The sequence below is a fragment of the Mesorhizobium sp. M2C.T.Ca.TU.002.02.1.1 genome (genome assembly GCF_003997225.1).
In genome coordinates, this window is the sequence record NZ_RZTO01000031.1 from 1 (window position 1) to 16,878 (window position 16,878).

Below are 16,878 nucleotides of genomic sequence, written 5' to 3' on the forward strand. Positions count from 1 at the left end.
GAGCCAGGCGGCGACGATGCCGCCGGCAAGCGCTGCAAAATTGGCGATGATGGTGAGGCAGGGCAGCCCGATCACCAGCGCGACGAGCCGCGGAAAGACCAGCACGCCGATCGGATTGAGGCCGATCACCTTCAGCGCGTCGACCTCCTCGCGCATCTTCATCGAGCCGATCTCGGCGGTGATGGCGCTGCCCGAACGTCCCGCGAGCATGATCGCCGTCATCAGCACGCCGAGCTCGCGCAGGATCAGCACGCCGACGAGGTCGACGACGAAGATGTTGGCGCCGAAATAGCTGAGCTGGTAGGCGCCCTGCTGGGCGACGATGGCGCCGACGATCGCCGACATCAGCACCACCACCGGTATGGCGCCGACGCCCATGCGATCGATCTGGTTGAAGATCGCGGCGGGATTGACCGCGTGACCGCGTCCGAGCTTCATCTGCGCGCCGCGGATCGTGGCGCCGAGGATGTTCATCGAGGCCAGGAAGTCGTCGCGCATCTCGTAGACGCGGCGGCCGACCAATTCCAGAGCGCGCAGGATGATGTTGGGCGGGCCGGCCGGTCCCGATTCGGGCTCGCGCCGCACCGCGTCGCCGACAGCGCCAAGCAGGATCGAGGCGATCTCGCTCTGGCCCTGCAAATGGACCTCGACGCCTTTCTTCTCGAAGGCGCTGGCCAGCCTGTCGATCAGCCAGGCGCCGGCCGTGTCCATCTTCTCGATGTGGGAAAGGTCGAGCATCAGCTGTTTCGCGCCGCTTCTCTGCTCGATCTTGCGCATGTCGGCATCGACCGCCGCGACGGTGCGCGTCGTCCACACGCCTGAAAAGGCGCAGCCGAGCACGCCACCTTCCTCGCCCACGGCAACGCGCGGCCGGTGCTCGGCGTCCTTGGCGGCCTCGCCGCTTGCGTCGCGTTTGCGGATGGTCAACATGGCGTCCTGTTTAGCGTGACGGGACTGGCGTGTCGATTTGCCGGCAGACCGGTGTCGCACAGCCGGAGAAGAAAATTATGGCGCGTGTCATTTCGGTCGAAATGGAGCGATTCCCGATCGCCGGCACCTTCACCATCTCACGCGGATCCAAAACCGAGGCCGAAGTCATCACCGTAACGATCACCGACAGGGGACGTTCCGGGCGCGGCGAGTGCGTGCCTTACAAGCGCTACGGCGAGACCATGGAGGGGGTGCGCGCGGCCATCGAGGCCATGCGCGATTCCATCATCGCCGGCATCGACCGGACCGCTCTGCTCGCGGCCATGCCCGCCGGCGCCGCGCGAAACGCCATCGACTGCGCGCTTTGGGACCTGGAAGCGAAGCTCTCCGGCACATCCGTGGCGGCTACGATCGGCGCTGTTCCGGCCGGGCCGCTGGAGACCGCCTACACGCTGTCGCTCGCCGAGCCGGAAGCCATGGCGGCGCAGGCGCGCGCCAATGCCATGCGGCCCTTGCTCAAGGTCAAGATCGGCGGCGACAACGACATGGCGAGAATCCGCGCCGTAACCGAGGCCGCTCCCGAAAGCCGCATCATCCTCGATGCCAATGAGGGCTGGACGCATGAAAATGTCGAGGCGAACCTTGCCTTCGCCGCGCAGCATGGCATCGCGCTCGTCGAGCAGCCGCTGCCGGCTGGCAAGGACGACATCCTGCGCCGGATCGCGCATCCGGTGCCGGTCTGCGCCGACGAAAGCGTGCACGCGGCGAAGGACCTCGACGCGCTGGTCGGTCTCTACGATGCCGTCAACATCAAGCTCGACAAGTCGGGCGGCCTGACGGAGGCGCTGAAATTGCGCGACCGCGCGCGCGACCTGGGCTTCGGCATCATGGTGGGCTGCATGGTCGGTACCTCGCTCGCCATGGCGCCGGCGGTGCTCCTGGCGCAGGACGCCGACTTCGTCGACCTCGACGGTCCGCTGCTGCTTGCGCGTGATCGCGAGCCTGGCCTCGTCTACCGGGGATCGCTCGTTTCACCCCCTGACAGGGTGCTTTGGGGCTAAGCGGGAAGCGAGGCCTATCAGCACCACGCCGACGATCGCGATCGGGATCATCGCCCAGAAACCGTCGACGCCCAGGCGGTCATAGAGCGGGCCGGACGCGAGCGTCACCGCCGCCATGAAGAAGCCGTTGAAGAAATAGGCGATGCCTTGCGCGGCACCCGTGCGCTCCTCGGAAACCGTCTCGCCGATCATCTTCTGCAGGCCGATCAACACCATCGCCACCGAAACCGAATGCAGCGACTGGACAAGGAAGAAGCCCGCGACGCCAAGCCCAAGCGGCCAGACCAGTGGAAAGGCGATCCAGCGCACGATCGAGCCGATACCGGCGATCACCATCACCCTGACCACCGAGGTGGAAGCAAAAATACGGTTGAAAAACAGGAACATGCAGACTTCGGACACCACGCCCCAGGCCCATAGCAGGCCAACGACGGAATCGCCGATGCCGATCGACTTCCAATAGATCGACACGAAGCCGTAGAGGAAGGCGTGGCTGGCGGTGATGATACCGACGCCGAGCGTGAAATAGAGGAAATATGCGTTGAAGAGGCTCGGCGCCTTATGCTGGATCTCGGCGGCTGACAGCGGCGAGGCCTTGCGAGGCCGCCCCATGCGCGGCGCCCATAGCCCTGCGGCCAGAGCCGCGCCGATTGCTACGAAGATGATGACCGGAACGGCCTGCGGACCCGTGGCCGAAAGGATGAAGCCGCCCACGACATTGGCGCCGAGATAGGAGATCGAGCCCCATTTTCGCATGGCGGTGTAATTGGAGCCGAAGCGCCGCACGCCGGACAGCGCCAGCGAATCGGCCATCGGCGAATGCGGCGTCCAGACGATCGTCAGCAAAAGCGACACGGCAAGCACGATGGCGTAGGTGGCCGGCAGGAAGTAGCCCGCGGAGACGACCATCGAGGCCGCGACCAGCACGATGTAGACATTGGCGCGGTCTTTCGCCCGGTCGGCAAGCGCCGTCAGCATCGGCGTCGTCACCACGCGCAGGAACATCGGCGCCGCCAGGATGACGGCGATCTGCTCGGCATGAAAGCCTTTCGCCTGCAGCCAGAGCGGAAAATAAGGCAGATGCGTGCCCTGCGACACGAACAAGGTCGCGAAGATCAGGCTCATGCGCAGTTCGAAATGGCTGGGCTTGACGAGTTGCTCGGGCGACAGGGGCGGCAGCGACATGAATCGATCCAATTACGCTGCAATCGACAGCCTGCAACGCGTCTCGATCCCTAACATGCGGCAAAGCGCGGCGGAACTGTCTGGACCAATCGATCAAGGGCAAAGCTGTTGACGAACGAGGCTCGGGAGCGCGGCCCGCTCAATGTCAACGCAACGAAAGGGTCAGGCTGAACCGGGGGCGGCGTCGTTCAGGCCGCTTGAGCCGCCCTGCCCTTGAGATCGACGAGGTCGACCGGCACCAGCACATCCTTGCCGGTCGAAGATTCGGGCAGCACATGCGCCCAGGTCAGGATCTCCATGCGGCCGTCGAAGTGCTCGACCACCGCCGTGCAGCTTTCCACCCAGTCGCCGGTGTTGATGTACTGCACATCGCCATAGCTTTCGATGGCGGCGTGATGGATGTGGCCGCAGATCACGCCGTCGACATGCGAGCGCCGCGCTTCTTCCGAAAGCACCGTCTGGAACGAACCGATGAAGTTCACAGCCTTCTTCACCTTGACCTTGGCCCAGGACGAGAACGACCAGTAAGGCAGGCCGAGCAGGTGGCGCAGCTTGGTCACCACCCGGTTGATCAGCATCGCCGTGTCATAGGCATAGTCGCCGAGATAGGCGAGCCAGCGCTGGTTGTGCACCACCGTGTCGAACTGGTCGCCATGGATGACCAGCAGGCGCCGGCCGGCCGCGGTCTCGTGGATGGCGCGGTCGGCGACGACGATGCCGCCGAAATGCACGCCCTGGAACTGGCGCGCGAATTCGTCGTGATTGCCGGCGATATAGGTGATCGAAGCGCCCTTGCGCGCCTTGCGCAGCAGCTTCTGCACCACGTCGTTGTGGCTCTGCGGCCAGTGCCAGCTGCGCCGCAGCCGCCAGCCGTCGACGATATCGCCGACCAGATAGATGATCTCGGCATCGTGATAACGCAGGAAATCGATCAGGAAGTCGGCCTTGGCCGCTTTCGAGCCGAGATGCACGTCGGAAATGAACATTGCGCGGAAAGTGCGGGGCTCTGGGTTTGACATCACGATTTTACCCTTTGCTTTCGCGTGTCTATGCCCCGATTCATGCAACAACCGTATGACGGTTGCGGTTGATCCAGCCCAGGCGCTAGCCTGCGCGCAACGCATTCAGGAGAAAATCACCATGGATCTCGGCATTCGCGGCAAGAAGGCCATCGTCTGCGCTTCGAGCAAGGGACTTGGAAAAGGCTGCGCCGTGGCGTTGGCCGAAGCCGGCGTCGATCTCGTCGTCAACGGCCGCAACGTGGAGCTGCTGGCGAAGACCGCGCAAGAGATCCGCGAAAAATTCGGCGTCAAGGTGATCGAGGTTCCCGGCGACGTCTCAAAGCCGGATGTGCAAAAGGCGATCCTCGCCGCCTGCCCCGATCCGGACATCCTGGTCAACAACAATGGCGGCCCACCGCTACGCGATTTCCGCGAGCTCGACCGCACGAAAATCCTCGAGGGCGTGACGCAGAACATGGTGACGCCGATCGAGCTCATCCAGGCGGTGATCGACGGCATGGCCCGGCGCGGCTTCGGCCGCATCGTCAACATCACCTCGCTGTCGGTCTATGTGCCGATCCCCGGCCTCGACCTGTCTTCCGGCGCGCGTGCCGGACTGACCTCGTTCCTCGCCGGCGTGGCGCGCACGGTGATCGACCGCAACGTCACCATCAACAGCCTGCTGCCCGGCAAGCTCGACACCGACCGGTTGCGCGGCCCGCATGAGGCAGGCACGCAAGAAGATCCGGCCGCGGCCGCCGCGCGCAAGGCCCGTATCAGCGCCGACGTACCGGCGAAACGTCTCGGCACGCCGGAGGAATTCGGCCAGATCTGCGCCTTCCTCTGTTCGGTCCATGCCGGCTACCTCACCGGCCAGAACATCCCGGTCGACGGCGGGCTTTACGTCAGCGCGTTTTGACCGTCACCGATCCGATGCGCCTGAGACTCTCCAGCCAACCGGCTAGAATCGATTGATTATTTTCACTCCGGCATTGTGAAGGCCGAAGCTCGCGATTTGCCGTCGCGAACACTCGCTACCGCGTGCTAAAAGGCTCCAAATCAGGAACAGAGGGAGGGCCGGATGGACGGCGAGAACAAGAAAACGGCCAAGTCGGACCTCGACGAGGCCGCCCTCTTCTTCCACAAGCATCCGACTCCGGGAAAGCTCGAGATCCAGGCGACCAAGCCGCTCGGCAACCAGCGCGACCTGGCCCTTGCCTATTCACCGGGCGTGGCCGCGCCCTGCCTCGAGATCCGCGACGACCCGACGACCGCCGCCGACTACACCGCCCGCGCCAATCTCGTCGGCGTCGTCTCCAACGGCTCCGCCGTGCTGGGGCTCGGCAATATCGGCCCGCTCGCCTCCAAGCCGGTAATGGAAGGCAAGGCGGTGCTGTTCAAGAAATTCGCAGGCATCGACGTCTTCGACATCGAGATCGACGCGCCGGAGATCGAGCGCATGGTCGAAACCGTCGCGGCGCTCGAGCCGACCTTCGGCGGCATCAACCTCGAGGACATCAAGGCGCCGGAATGTTTCGAGGTCGAGGAGCGGCTCAAGGCCCGCATGGGCATTCCGGTCTTCCACGACGACCAGCATGGCACGGCGATCATCGTCGCCGCCGCTGTGCTCAACGGGCTGGAACTCGCCGGCAAAACGATTTCCGACATCAAGATCGTCACCTCCGGAGCGGGTGCGGCAGCACTCGCCTGCCTCAACCTTTTGGTCTCGCTCGGCGCCAGGGTGGAGAACATCTGGGTCACGGACCGTTTCGGCGTCGCCTACAAGGGCCGCGTCGAGGAGATGGATCGCTGGAAGGACCCTTATGTGAAGGACACCGAGGCGCGCACGCTAGCCGACGTCATTCCCGGCGCCGACGTGTTTCTCGGCCTGTCCGCCGCGGGCGTGCTGAAGCCGGAGCTCTTGCAGCACATGGCGCCGAAACCGCTGATCCTGGCTTTGGCCAATCCCAGTCCCGAGATCATGCCGGAAGTGGCGCGCGCCGCGCGGCCGGACGCCATGATCTGCACCGGGCGCTCGGATTTTCCCAACCAGGTCAACAACGTGCTGTGCTTTCCTTACATCTTCCGCGGCGCGCTCGATTGCGGCGCCAGCGCCATCAACGAGGAGATGAAGATGGCGGCCGTGCGGGCGATCGCCACCCTTGCCCGCGAAGAGCCTTCCGATGTCGCGGCACGCGCCTATTCCGGCGAGACGCCGATGTTCGGTCCCGATTTCCTGATCCCCTCGCCCTTCGATCCGCGCCTGATCCTGCGCATCGCGCCGGCGGTGGCGAAGGCCGCCTGCGATACCGGCGTCGCGACGCGGCCGATCGCCGACTTCGCCGCCTATATCGACAAGCTCAATCGCTTCGTCTTCCGCTCCGGCCTGGTAATGAAGCCGGTGTTCTCCTCGGCCAAGACATCGAGCGCCAAGCGCGTCATCTATGCCGATGGCGAGGACGAGCGCGTGCTGCGCGCCGCGCAGGTCGTGCTGGAGGAAGGCATTGCCGAACCGACCCTGATCGGCCGCCCGCATGTAGTGGAGGTCCGCCTGAAGCGTTACGGCCTGCGCATCCGGCCAGGCGTCGATTTCGCTTTGATCAATCCGGAAGACGATCCGCGCTACCGCCACTATGTCGACCTTTTGATCGAACTCGCCGGCCGGCGCGGCGTGACGACGGAAGCCGCCCGCACCATGGTGCGCACCAACAATACAGTGATTGCGGCGCTCGCGCTGAGGCGTGGCGACGCGGATGCCATGATATGCGGGCTCGAAGGTCGCTTCGAGCGGCATTTGCGCAATGTCTCGCTAATCATCGGGCCCCGCGCCGGCGTCAAGGATCGCGATCTGTCGACGCTCTCCATGTTGATTTCGCAGCGGGGCATCATCTTTCTCACCGATACCTATGTCTCCATCGACCCGACGGCCGAGGAGATCGCCGAGATGACCGTTCTGGCGGCGGAGGAGATCAGGCGTTTCGGCATGGAACCCAAGGCCGCCCTGCTCTCCTTCTCGGATTTCGGCTCGCGTGACGCGCCGAGCGCCTTCAAGATGCGGCAGGCCGCCGCGATCCTGGCGCGCATCGCGCCAGATCTGCAATGCGACGGCGAGATGCATGCCGATACGGCACTTTCGGAACATCTGCGCCAGCGCGTCTATCCGCATTCCAGGCTGAAGGGCGAAGCCAATCTGCTGGTCTTCCCGAACCTCGATTCGGCCAACATCACGCTCACGGCGCTGGGCGCCATGATGGATGCGCTGCATGTCGGACCGATCCTGCTCGGCACCGACAAGCCCGCGCATATATTGACGCCGTCAGTGACCTCGCGCGGCGTCGTCAACATGACGGCGCTGGCCGTGGTCGAGGCCGCGCACAAGGCGCAGGCGCTTGTCGATCTGAATTGAGGCGGCGCACCAAGCACCGGTGCGGACTAGGGAACAGTTAACCACGAACGCAGTAGTTTTCCGGCCAAGGGCAATCGGGATTCCAGGCGGATGAAGGGGTTGAAGCTGATGCATCTTGCGGCGCTGCTTGCAGCGCTTGCAGGTTCAGCTGTCGCCGTCACGCAATCCCAGGCGGCTTCTCGCATATGCAGGCAACTCGAAGCCGAGCTCGCCGCGGCACGCGGCGGTGGCGGAGGGCCCGGCATCGTGCGCAAATATGACGATGCCATCCAGCGCCAGCGCGAGCAACTGGCCAAGGCCCGCGGCCGGGCAAGCGACGCCAATTGCGGCTTCACGCTGTTTTCGCGCAATGTCAGCCAATGCGCGGCGATCAATGCCTCGATAGAGCGCATGAACGCCAATCTCGACACGTTGCAGGCCAAGCGCGAGCGACTGTCCACCGGCGGCGGCACGCGGCGCGACCGCAGCCGTATCCTGGCGGCGCTCGATGCCAATGGCTGCCGCGGCGACGAGCCCCCGCTCCGCCGCGCGCCGCTTCAGGAGGCCGCCCGCGACAATGGCGGCGGCAACCTGTTCGAGCAGCTTTTCGGGCGCCAGGACCAGCAGCTCGAAACGCCCGATGCCCCTGACATGCCGGACGCGGCGGACGTACCTGCCGATGATCCCAGCGTGCGCAATATCCGCCGCATCATCAACCAGCCGGACGGCATGGACCTGCCCAGGCCGGGCGGCGGGTTCCGTACGATGTGCGTGCGCACCTGCGACGGCTATTTCTTCCCGATGTCCAACGCCGCCTCCGTCGGCGATTTCGAGCGCGACCAGAAGAACTGCGAATCGAGCTGCCCCGGCACCGAGATGCAGGTCTTCTATTCGCGCGGAATGGACGACGATTCGGGATCGATGACCTCCTCGGTCACCGGGCAACCCTACAGCGAGCTGCCGACCGCCTATCTCTACAAGCAGGCCAATTACTCGCGCCCGCCGAGTTGCGGGTGCAACGCCCAGGCCGGCAACGGCAATTTCACGATCATCGGCGGTAACCCGCCCAATCCCGAACAGTCGCAACCGGACGGCGGGGCAGCGCCCTTCATTCCCGTACCGGCGGCCAAGCCCGATCCGGGCGCCGATCCCGAAACGCTCGCCAATGCCGAAGGCGGGCTCGACCTGGACGCGATCAAGCGGCTGACCACCAAGGCGCCGGTGTCGCCGGTCTCGGCGCTGCCGCCGGATCAGCGCAAGGTCAGGGTCGTCGGGCCAGCGTTCCTTCCCGACCCATCAGCGGCAATAGATCTGAAAGCTCCGGCCCCGAAGCCCGCCCGGTGAGCGCCAGCCGCAGCGGCATGAACAGCGGCTTGCCCTTGCGCCCCGTGGCTTCCCTGATCTTGCCGGTCCATTCCTTCCAGACCGTGCCGTTCCACGGCTCCTCCGGCAGCAGCTCGAACGCCTGATTGAGGAAGTCGCGTTCCTCGCCGGAGAAGTCGGCCGGTTCCTGCGGACCCTCGTTCAGGATGCGCCACCAGCCGACGGCGTCCGACAGGCGGTCGAGATTGCCGCGCACGGCCAGCCAGAACGGCTCGGCCTTGTCGCCGGAAATGCCCAGCACCATCAGCCGGTCGCGCGCTTCCTCGAACGGCATATGATGCATCAGCGTGCGGTTGAGCACGAAGAGCTCGTCCGGGTCGAATTTCGAGGCCGACTTGGAGGTCGCCGCCGGGTCGAAATGGCCCGCAAGCTCGTTGAGGTCGTGCGCGGCGGTGACATTCTCCGACGTGCCGACGAGCACGGCCAGCGAGGCGACCGCCATCGGCTCGATGCCGTCCTCGCGCAGGCTTTCGATGGACAGCGCGCCGGTGCGCTTCGACAGCCCCTCACCCGACACGGTGGTGAGCAGGTTATGGTGGCCGAAGACCGGCGGCTCGGCGCCGAGCGCCTTGAAGATGGCGATCTGCACGCCGGTGTTGGTGACATGGTCGTCGCCGCGGATGACATGGCTGACGCCCATCTCGATATCGTCGACCACAGAAGGCAGCGTGTAGAGATAGGTGCCGTCCTCGCGCACCAGGACGGGGTCCGACAACGAAGCGAGGTCGACCGTCTCCTCGCCGCGCACCAGGTCGTTCCAATGCACCTCGGTGCGCTCCGGCTGCAGCGGATCGCTGGTGAAATTGGGCAGCAGGAAACGCCAGTGCGGCTTGCGTCCGTCCGACTGGTATTCGGCCACCTGCTCCGGCGTCAGCGTCAGCGCCTCGCGGCCATAGACAGGCGGCAGGCCGCGCGTGCGGCGTACCTTGCGGCGCAGGTCGAGCTCTTCCGGCGTCTCGTAGCAGGCATAGAGCACGCGGGCCGCCTTCAGCCGCTCGACCGCCGCGTCATAGATCTCGAAGCGGCGCGACTGGTACTCGGTGACGTCGGGGAAGATGCCCAGCCAATGCAGGTCATAAAGAATGGAATCGGCATATTCCTGCTTCGAGCGGGCGATATCGGTGTCGTCGAAGCGCTGGATGAAACGACCCTTGTTGTTCATGGCGAAAAGCCAGTTGAACAGCGCGGTGCGCGCATTGCCGATATGGATGCGGCCGGTCGGCGATGGGGCAAAACGTACGGTAACTGTCATGAGCGGGGCGTAGCGGATGCTTTTGGTGTTGACAAGGCGCGCCCCCGCGCGAACGCAACAGATAGTGCAAGCCAGCTAAAATGAAAAGCCGCTGCCCGACACGGCTTCCTGGCGGCCTGACAAACGGCGTCAAGTGCCTGCAAACCCGGCCTTGTTATGTCCCCGTTATCCACATGTGTGACACACAAGATGTTGGGGTCACAAAAGCTACAAAAACGAATCCTTGACGGGTCGAAACGAGTCGCTTTTTATGGGCCATGCGCTCCTGTTGCGGGCGTGACCGGAGAGTTTAGAGGCCGGTCTTTTTTCCCGGATTTTGTGCGTTTTTCCCACATTTCCGCCCGTTCACGAGGCCGGCGGAAGCGTTGGGATCGTTAGGGCTTGGGTGGGCGAAGGGGAGAATTGTCGGCCTGGAGAAAATGATCTGTTAACACTATATTTAGTGTTTGCAGGCAGGCTGGACCCTAGATAGTGTGAACCTCCCTCTTCCGAGGGAATCGAGCAAAGTTTCAGTTGAGGGACCCGCGGGGGTCGGCCTGCAGCCTGGGCAAATGCCCGGCAAGGTGTTTTGCTGTCTGCATGGCGGCGCCCGCGACGAGGAGAGTGCCGGCGTCGCCTGCGATGCCGGCAAACGGCGGACTGCGCTTTTTGCCATGCGGGGCAGAAATCCCTTGGGAAAAGCGCTATATATAGACACAAAGGGACCGGACCAATGCGCATCGAGCGTCGCTTCACCAAGCCAGAGCAATCAGCCTATGCGGAGATCGAATTCCGCAAGGCTCTGTCGGAGATCAAGAATCCCGACGGCTCGGTGGTATTCCGCTTGGACAACATCGATGTGCCGGCGCAGTTCAGCCAGGTCGCGGCCGACATCCTGGCCCAGAAATATTTCCGCAAGGCCGGCGTGCCCGCGCGCCTGAAGAAGGTCGAGGAGAACGATGTCCCCTCCTTCCTGTGGCGCTCAGTTGCCGACGAGGCCGAGCTCGCCAAGCTGCCCGAGGCGGAGCGCTATGGTTCGGAAACCGACGCCCGCCAGGTCTTCGATCGCCTCTCCGGCACGTGGACCTATTGGGGCTGGAAGGGCGGCTATTTCAAATCCGAGGAAGACGCGCGCGCCTTCCGTGACGAGCTTGCCTATATGCTCGCCACCCAGCGCGTCGCGCCGAACTCGCCGCAATGGTTCAACACCGGCCTGCACTGGGCCTATGGCATCGACGGCCCGAGCCAGGGCCACTTCTATGTCGACCCTTTCACCGGCAAGCTGACCAAGTCGAAGTCGGCTTACGAGCACCCGCAGCCGCATGCCTGCTTCATCCAGAGCGTTCAGGACGACCTCGTCAACGAGGGCGGCATCATGGACCTTTGGGTGCGTGAGGCGCGCCTGTTCAAATACGGCTCCGGCACCGGCTCGAACTTCTCCATGCTGCGCGGCGAAGGCGAAAAGCTTTCCGGCGGCGGCCGCTCGTCGGGCCTGATGAGCTTCCTCAAGATCGGCGACCGCGCGGCGGGCGCCATCAAGTCGGGCGGCACGACACGCCGCGCGGCCAAGATGGTCATCGTCGACGCCGACCATCCCGACATCGAGCAATTCATCGATTGGAAGGTCAATGAGGAGCAGAAGGTTGCCTCGCTGGTGACCGGCTCCAAGATCGTCAAGAAGCACCTCGAAGCCATCATGAAGGCCTGCGTCAATTGCGAAGGCGATGGCGACGACTGCTTCGACCCGGCGCTGAACACCGCGCTGAAGCGCGAGATCAAGGCGGCCAAGAAGGACGCCGTGCCGGAGAACTACATCTACCGCGTCATCCAGTTCGCCCGTCAGGGCTACACCTCCATGTCGTTCAAGACCTACGACACCGACTGGGATTCCGACGCCTACCTCACGGTCTCCGGCCAGAACTCCAACAACTCGGTGTCGCTGAAGGACAATTTCCTGCGTGCCGTGGAGGCCGATGGCGACTGGCAGCTCACCGCCCGCAAGGACGGCAAGGTGCTGAAGACGCTGAAGGCGCGCGACCTGTGGGAAAAGATCGGCTACGCCGCCTGGGCGTCGGCCGACCCGGGCCTGCACTTCAACACGACGATGAACGACTGGCACACCTGCGCCTCCGCCGGTGCGATCCGGGCCTCCAACCCGTGCTCGGAATACATGTTCCTCGACGACACGGCCTGCAACCTCGCCTCGATCAACCTCCTGCCCTACCGCAGGGAAGACGGCACGATCGACATCGCCGCTTACGAGCACACCGTGCGGCTGTGGACCGTCGTGCTCGAGATCTCGGTGATGATGGCGCAGTTCCCGTCCAAGGAGATCGCCAAGCTCTCCTACGACTACCGCACGCTCGGCCTCGGCTACGCCAATATCGGCGGCCTCTTGATGACCTCGGGCATTCCCTACGACTCCGACGAGGGTCGCGCGATCTGCGCCGCGCTTACCGCGATCATGACCGGCGTCGCCTACTCGACCTCGGCCGAGATGGCTTCCGAACTCGGCGCCTTCCCGGACTATGACCGCAACGCCCAGAACATGCTGCGCGTCATGCGCAACCACCGCCGCGCCGCCTATGGCGACAAGGACGGCTACGAGAAGCTCGCCGTCAACCCGGTGCCGCTGGTCGCTGCCGACCTGAAGCAGCAGGCGCTGGCCGAGCATGCCCGCGCCGCCTGGGACCGCGCCATCGAGCTCGGCGAGGAGCATGGCTACCGCAACGCGCAGGCGACGGTGATCGCGCCGACCGGCACGATCGGCCTGGTCATGGACTGCGACACCACCGGCATCGAGCCCGACTTCGCGCTGGTGAAGTTCAAAAAGCTCGCCGGCGGCGGCTATTTCAAGATCATCAACCGCGCCGTGCCGGAAGCGCTGAGGACGCTCGGCTATTCCGAAAGCCAGATCGCCGAGATCGAGGCCTATGCCGTCGGCCACGGCAACCTCAACCAGGCGCCCGGCATCAACCCGTCCTCGCTGAAGGCCAAGGGCTTCACCGACGAGAAGATCGCGGCGCTGAACGCTGCGCTGAAGTCGGCCTTCGACATCAAGTTCGTGTTCAACCAGTGGACGCTCGGCGCCGACTGGGTGAAGGAGACGCTCGGCTTCACCGACGAGCAGCTTTCAGACGTCTCCTTCGAGATGCTGCCGGCGCTGGGCTTCTCCAGGAAGGACATCGACGCCGCCAACATCCATGTCTGCGGTGCCATGACGCTGGAAGGCGCGCCCTTCCTCAAGGCCGAACACCTGCCGGTGTTCGACTGCGCCAGCCCGTGCGGCAAGATCGGCAAGCGTTCCCTGTCGATCAACAGCCACATCCTGATGATGGCGGCGGCGCAGCCCTTCATCTCGGGCGCCATCTCCAAGACCATCAACATGCCGAACGAGGCGACGGTCGAGGACGCCAAGAACGCCTACATGCTGTCGTGGAAGCTGGCGCTGAAGGCCAACGCGCTCTATCGCGACGGCTCGAAGCTGTCGCAGCCGCTCAACGCCTCGCTGCTCGCCGATGACGACGAGGATGAGGACGAGGCGGTCGAGCAGTTCATCGCCGCGCCCGCCGCGCAACGCGCCGTGCAGGTGACGGAAAAGATCGTCGAGCGTGTGGTGGAACGCCTCTACCGCGACCGCGAGAAGCTGCCGAACCGCCGCAAGGGCTACACGCAGAAGGCCGTCGTCGGCGGCCACAAGGTGTATCTCCGCACCGGCGAGTTCGACGACGGGCGCCTGGGCGAGATCTTCATCGACATGCACAAGGAAGGTGCTGCCTTCCGCGCGATGATGAACAACTTCGCCATCGCCATCTCGCTCGGGCTGCAGTACGGCGTGCCGCTCGATGAATATGTCGAGGCCTTCACCTTCACCAAGTTCGAGCCGGCCGGCATGGTGCAGGGCAACGACGCGATCAAGAACGCCACGTCGATCCTCGACTATGTGTTCCGCGAACTGGCGGTGTCCTATCTCGGCCGCCACGACCTCGCCCATGTCGACCAGTCGGATTTCGACAAGACGGCGCTCGGCCGCGGCATCACCGAAGGCAAGGCGACGCCCTTCTCCAAGGGCCTCTATCGCGGCGCCTCGCCGGTAAAGCTGGTGAGCGGCATGGGCAGCGAGCCCAAGGGCTTCGGCGGGGGTTCAAGTCCCTCTCCCGCTACCATCACCCCTGCCCGCGCGGCGCCGACCGCCTTCGCTGGCTCCAACGTTCTGGCCCTGAAGCCGGCAAGCGACGAGGCCCTCGCCTACAAGCGCGACTATGAGGAGCGCGCCCGGGAACTGGCCGAGGATATGGTGGAAGAGGAAGCCGAAGCCGCCGGCGGCGCCGAGGCCCTCTTCACCGACGCCGCCGCCAACGAGGTCGCCGAAGCGAAGAAGCTCGCCGCGACAAGGCGCCAGCAGTCGCTGCTCCAGGGCTACACCGGCAACGAATGCTCCGAGTGCCACAACTTCACCATGGTGCGGAACGGCACCTGCGAGAAGTGCGACACTTGCGGTTCGACGAGCGGGTGCAGCTGAGACCGGATCCACACCATTGGATGACGCGTATCATATCGAGTGGCTCAAATCGAAACTGCCACAGCATAAGAAGCTTGCGGCAGTTTCAGCCTCGTTAATAGAGAACTTGCTCTCGTCGGAAGGTGTAGAGTATCTGAGTGTTACTTATCGATCAAAATCGATGTCAAGCGCTCTCGAAAAGATAAAAAGGAAATCGTACGACGATCCGGCTGCACAGCTAACCGATCTGTCTGGCGTTAGAGTAATAACGTACCTTGAAAGCCAGGCTATACTGGCCTCACAAATAATCAAGAAGGCTTTCCATATAGATGAAAGGAATAGCGCCGATCGCTCCAATGCCCTTGGCAGTGACCGTGTTGGCTATAGGTCGAATCATTTTGTTTGCTCCCTTGGAGAAGATAGAAAGCAATTGCCTGAATACAAGATAATAGGAGAGCTAAAATTCGAAGTACAAATTCGAACGATACTTCAGCATGCTTGGGCAGAATTGGCGCATGACAGATCGTTTAAGTTTAATGCAGCCCTGCCGGAATCAATCCAAAGAAAACTAAATCTCCATTCTGCAATGCTTGAGATTGTAGATGGAGCTTTCCAGGAGATATCCGATTCGGTTGATAGATATAAGGAAAGTCTGGAAAACAAAAGTATCACGGAAATAAGCAATACGCCCGTAGACTCGATATCAGCCGCGAAGCTCATAACTGATATTGCGAAGAAAAACAGAATTTCGCTGTCTGGAGAAATTACAAAACCGGTAGTTCAAGAGATAATCGATTTCGGCATAGCAACAATTGGCGACCTCCAGGACCTTGCCACAAAAGATTTTATTTCTGATTTCAAGAAACACCAATCAGGGAAGAATACGGCGATCGGATTCGTTCGTTCTATGATGATGTTTAAGGATGCGGAGCGTTACTTGGAAATAGATCACGACTGGAAGGGAATGACTAAGGCCTTGTACGGCTTACTTAAAGAACGATACGGGGAAGAGACCGTCGAAAGACTACTTGAACGGCACGAAATTATGATGACAGAATAGAACAGTATATTTGGTTTATATTTGCAGTTACTTTCTTAGAACCTTTTCTTCAAGTAGGAACTTTGCGACCGCTGAATGATCGACCACATCACCATCGAAGTCAGTGACCTCGCCAAGAGCAAACTCTTCTACGAAAAGGCCTTTGCGCCTTTGGGCTACAGCCTCGCCTTCGGCAAGGAAGGCATCTTCTGGGCCTTCGATGTCGGCAATGGCTGCCTGTTCGAGATCCAGAGCACGGGCGCGAAGCCGCCGCTCACCCATCTGCATGTCGCCTTCCGGGTGAAGAGCAAGGCGGAGGTCGACGCGTTCCATCGCGCGGCGCTCGAGGCGGGCGCGGCGGACAATGGCGCGCCCGGGCCGCGCCCGGACTATGCAGAGCATTACTACGCCTGCTTCGTGCTCGATCCCGACGGCTACAACATCGAGGCGATGATCAACGAGGGGTAATGTGTCGACGCCCTCCGCTTCGTCATTCCAGGGCGGAGCAAGGAGCGAAGCGACGCGCGCAGACCCTGGAATCCATGCCGTGACATCAACGTGTTGCAGCGGTTCAGAATTCTAAACCGTTGCACGCTACGACAAAGGTCACGGCATGGATACTCGGGTCAAGCCCGAGTATGACGACGGCGCATTGCGAGGCGTCCGCTCATTTCTCCTTGAGGGCGAGCAGGGAAGCATACCTCAGTCCGCGTCGGCCATCATCTGCCCGCCGCCCAGCCAGGCGCGCCATTGCCGCTCGTCGCCATGGAAGACGTTGAGGTCGATGCGGCCGCTCACGCCATGTGACAGGCCGGAGCCGGAATACTGCCAGAACAGCCATTTGCGGCCCGGATAGACTTTTGACGGATGCGCCGCCACCGCGCGCAGCCAGAAGGGATAGTTCTGGAAGGCGCCGCGCAGGTTGTCGCGATAGAAATCGGGGCTGGTGTAGATGATGGGCCGCTGGCCGTAGTGGCGCTCCAGCTTGTCCATGAAGACTTGCATCTTCTCCAGCACTTTTTCACGCGAAGGCCGCCGCTTGCAGGAGGAATCGCCGTTCCACTCGACGTCGATGACCGGCGGCAGCGCGCCGTCGACCTTCGGCACGTTGCGGATGAACCAGTCGGCCTGCTCGCCGGCCGTGCGGCACCAGTAGAAGAAA

General features: G+C 63.0%; 12 protein-coding genes. 7 read left to right on the top strand and 5 right to left on the bottom strand.

The features are described from left to right. A partial coding sequence (locus EOD07_RS03130; protein WP_127233923.1) for an ABC transporter permease occupies window positions 1-930 on the bottom strand: 930 nt, incomplete at its 3' end. Between the two features lie 77 nt (window positions 931-1,007). Here EOD07_RS03130 and dgcA point away from each other — a divergent pair. Continuing rightward, window positions 1,008-1,991 carry an N-acetyl-D-Glu racemase DgcA gene (gene dgcA / locus EOD07_RS03135; RefSeq protein WP_127233924.1) on the top strand — a complete coding sequence of 328 codons (984 nt, stop codon included), beginning with the start codon at window positions 1,008-1,010 and terminating at the stop codon, window positions 1,989-1,991. Here dgcA and EOD07_RS03140 read toward each other — a convergent pair. Both EOD07_RS03140 and EOD07_RS03145 read right to left on the bottom strand, forming a co-directional pair. Further along, window positions 1,962-3,176 (bottom strand): MFS transporter, encoded by a 1,215-nt coding sequence (locus EOD07_RS03140; protein ID WP_127233925.1) that lies wholly within the window; start codon window positions 3,174-3,176, stop codon window positions 1,962-1,964. The genes dgcA and EOD07_RS03140 overlap by 30 nt on opposite strands. Before the next feature lie 188 nt (window positions 3,177-3,364). Then, window positions 3,365-4,195, bottom strand: coding sequence for a UDP-2,3-diacylglucosamine diphosphatase (locus EOD07_RS03145; protein ID WP_127233933.1), 831 nt, complete (start codon window positions 4,193-4,195; stop codon window positions 3,365-3,367). 121 nt (window positions 4,196-4,316) lie between these two features. Here EOD07_RS03145 and EOD07_RS03150 point away from each other — a divergent pair, with 121 nt between their 5' ends. The 3 genes from EOD07_RS03150 to EOD07_RS03160 all read left to right on the top strand — a co-directional run bounded on the left by EOD07_RS03150 (window position 4,317) and on the right by EOD07_RS03160 (window position 8,906). Further along, a complete protein-coding gene (locus EOD07_RS03150) occupies window positions 4,317-5,096 on the top strand; it encodes an SDR family oxidoreductase (RefSeq protein WP_127233926.1) in 780 nt (259 codons plus the stop codon). A 162-nt stretch (window positions 5,097-5,258) separates the two neighbouring features. Then, a complete protein-coding gene (locus EOD07_RS03155) occupies window positions 5,259-7,583 on the top strand; it encodes an NADP-dependent malic enzyme (RefSeq protein WP_127233927.1) in 2,325 nt (774 codons plus the stop codon). A 90-nt stretch (window positions 7,584-7,673) separates the two neighbouring features. Beyond that, window positions 7,674-8,906 (top strand): DUF2865 domain-containing protein, encoded by a 1,233-nt coding sequence (locus EOD07_RS03160; RefSeq protein ID WP_127233928.1) that lies wholly within the window; start codon window positions 7,674-7,676, stop codon window positions 8,904-8,906. Here the strand turns inward: EOD07_RS03160 and gltX are convergent. Beyond that, entirely contained in the window at window positions 8,824-10,197 is a 1,374-nt protein-coding gene (gene gltX, locus EOD07_RS03165) for a glutamate--tRNA ligase (protein WP_127233929.1), read from the bottom strand. The genes EOD07_RS03160 and gltX overlap by 83 nt on opposite strands. Window positions 10,198-10,909: 712 nt before the next feature. On the opposite strand from gltX, the gene EOD07_RS03170 reads away from it, so the two are divergent. The 3 genes from EOD07_RS03170 to EOD07_RS03180 all read left to right on the top strand — a co-directional run bounded on the left by EOD07_RS03170 (window position 10,910) and on the right by EOD07_RS03180 (window position 16,184). Beyond that, window positions 10,910-14,698, top strand: coding sequence for a vitamin B12-dependent ribonucleotide reductase (locus tag EOD07_RS03170; protein WP_127233930.1), 3,789 nt, complete (start codon window positions 10,910-10,912; stop codon window positions 14,696-14,698). Window positions 14,699-14,714: 16 nt separating this feature from the next. Then, window positions 14,715-15,737, top strand: a complete 1,023-nt coding sequence (locus EOD07_RS03175; protein WP_127233931.1) for a GTP pyrophosphokinase — start codon at window positions 14,715-14,717, stop codon at window positions 15,735-15,737. Window positions 15,738-15,812: 75 nt separating this feature from the next. Beyond that, window positions 15,813-16,184 carry a VOC family protein gene (locus EOD07_RS03180; protein ID WP_127233932.1) on the top strand — a complete coding sequence of 124 codons (372 nt, stop codon included), beginning with the start codon at window positions 15,813-15,815 and terminating at the stop codon, window positions 16,182-16,184. Between the two features lie 234 nt (window positions 16,185-16,418). Here the strand turns inward: EOD07_RS03180 and EOD07_RS03185 are convergent. Further along, window positions 16,419-16,878, bottom strand: a 460-nt coding sequence (locus EOD07_RS03185) for a GH25 family lysozyme (protein WP_281059035.1), incomplete at its 5' end; no start/stop codon positions are given.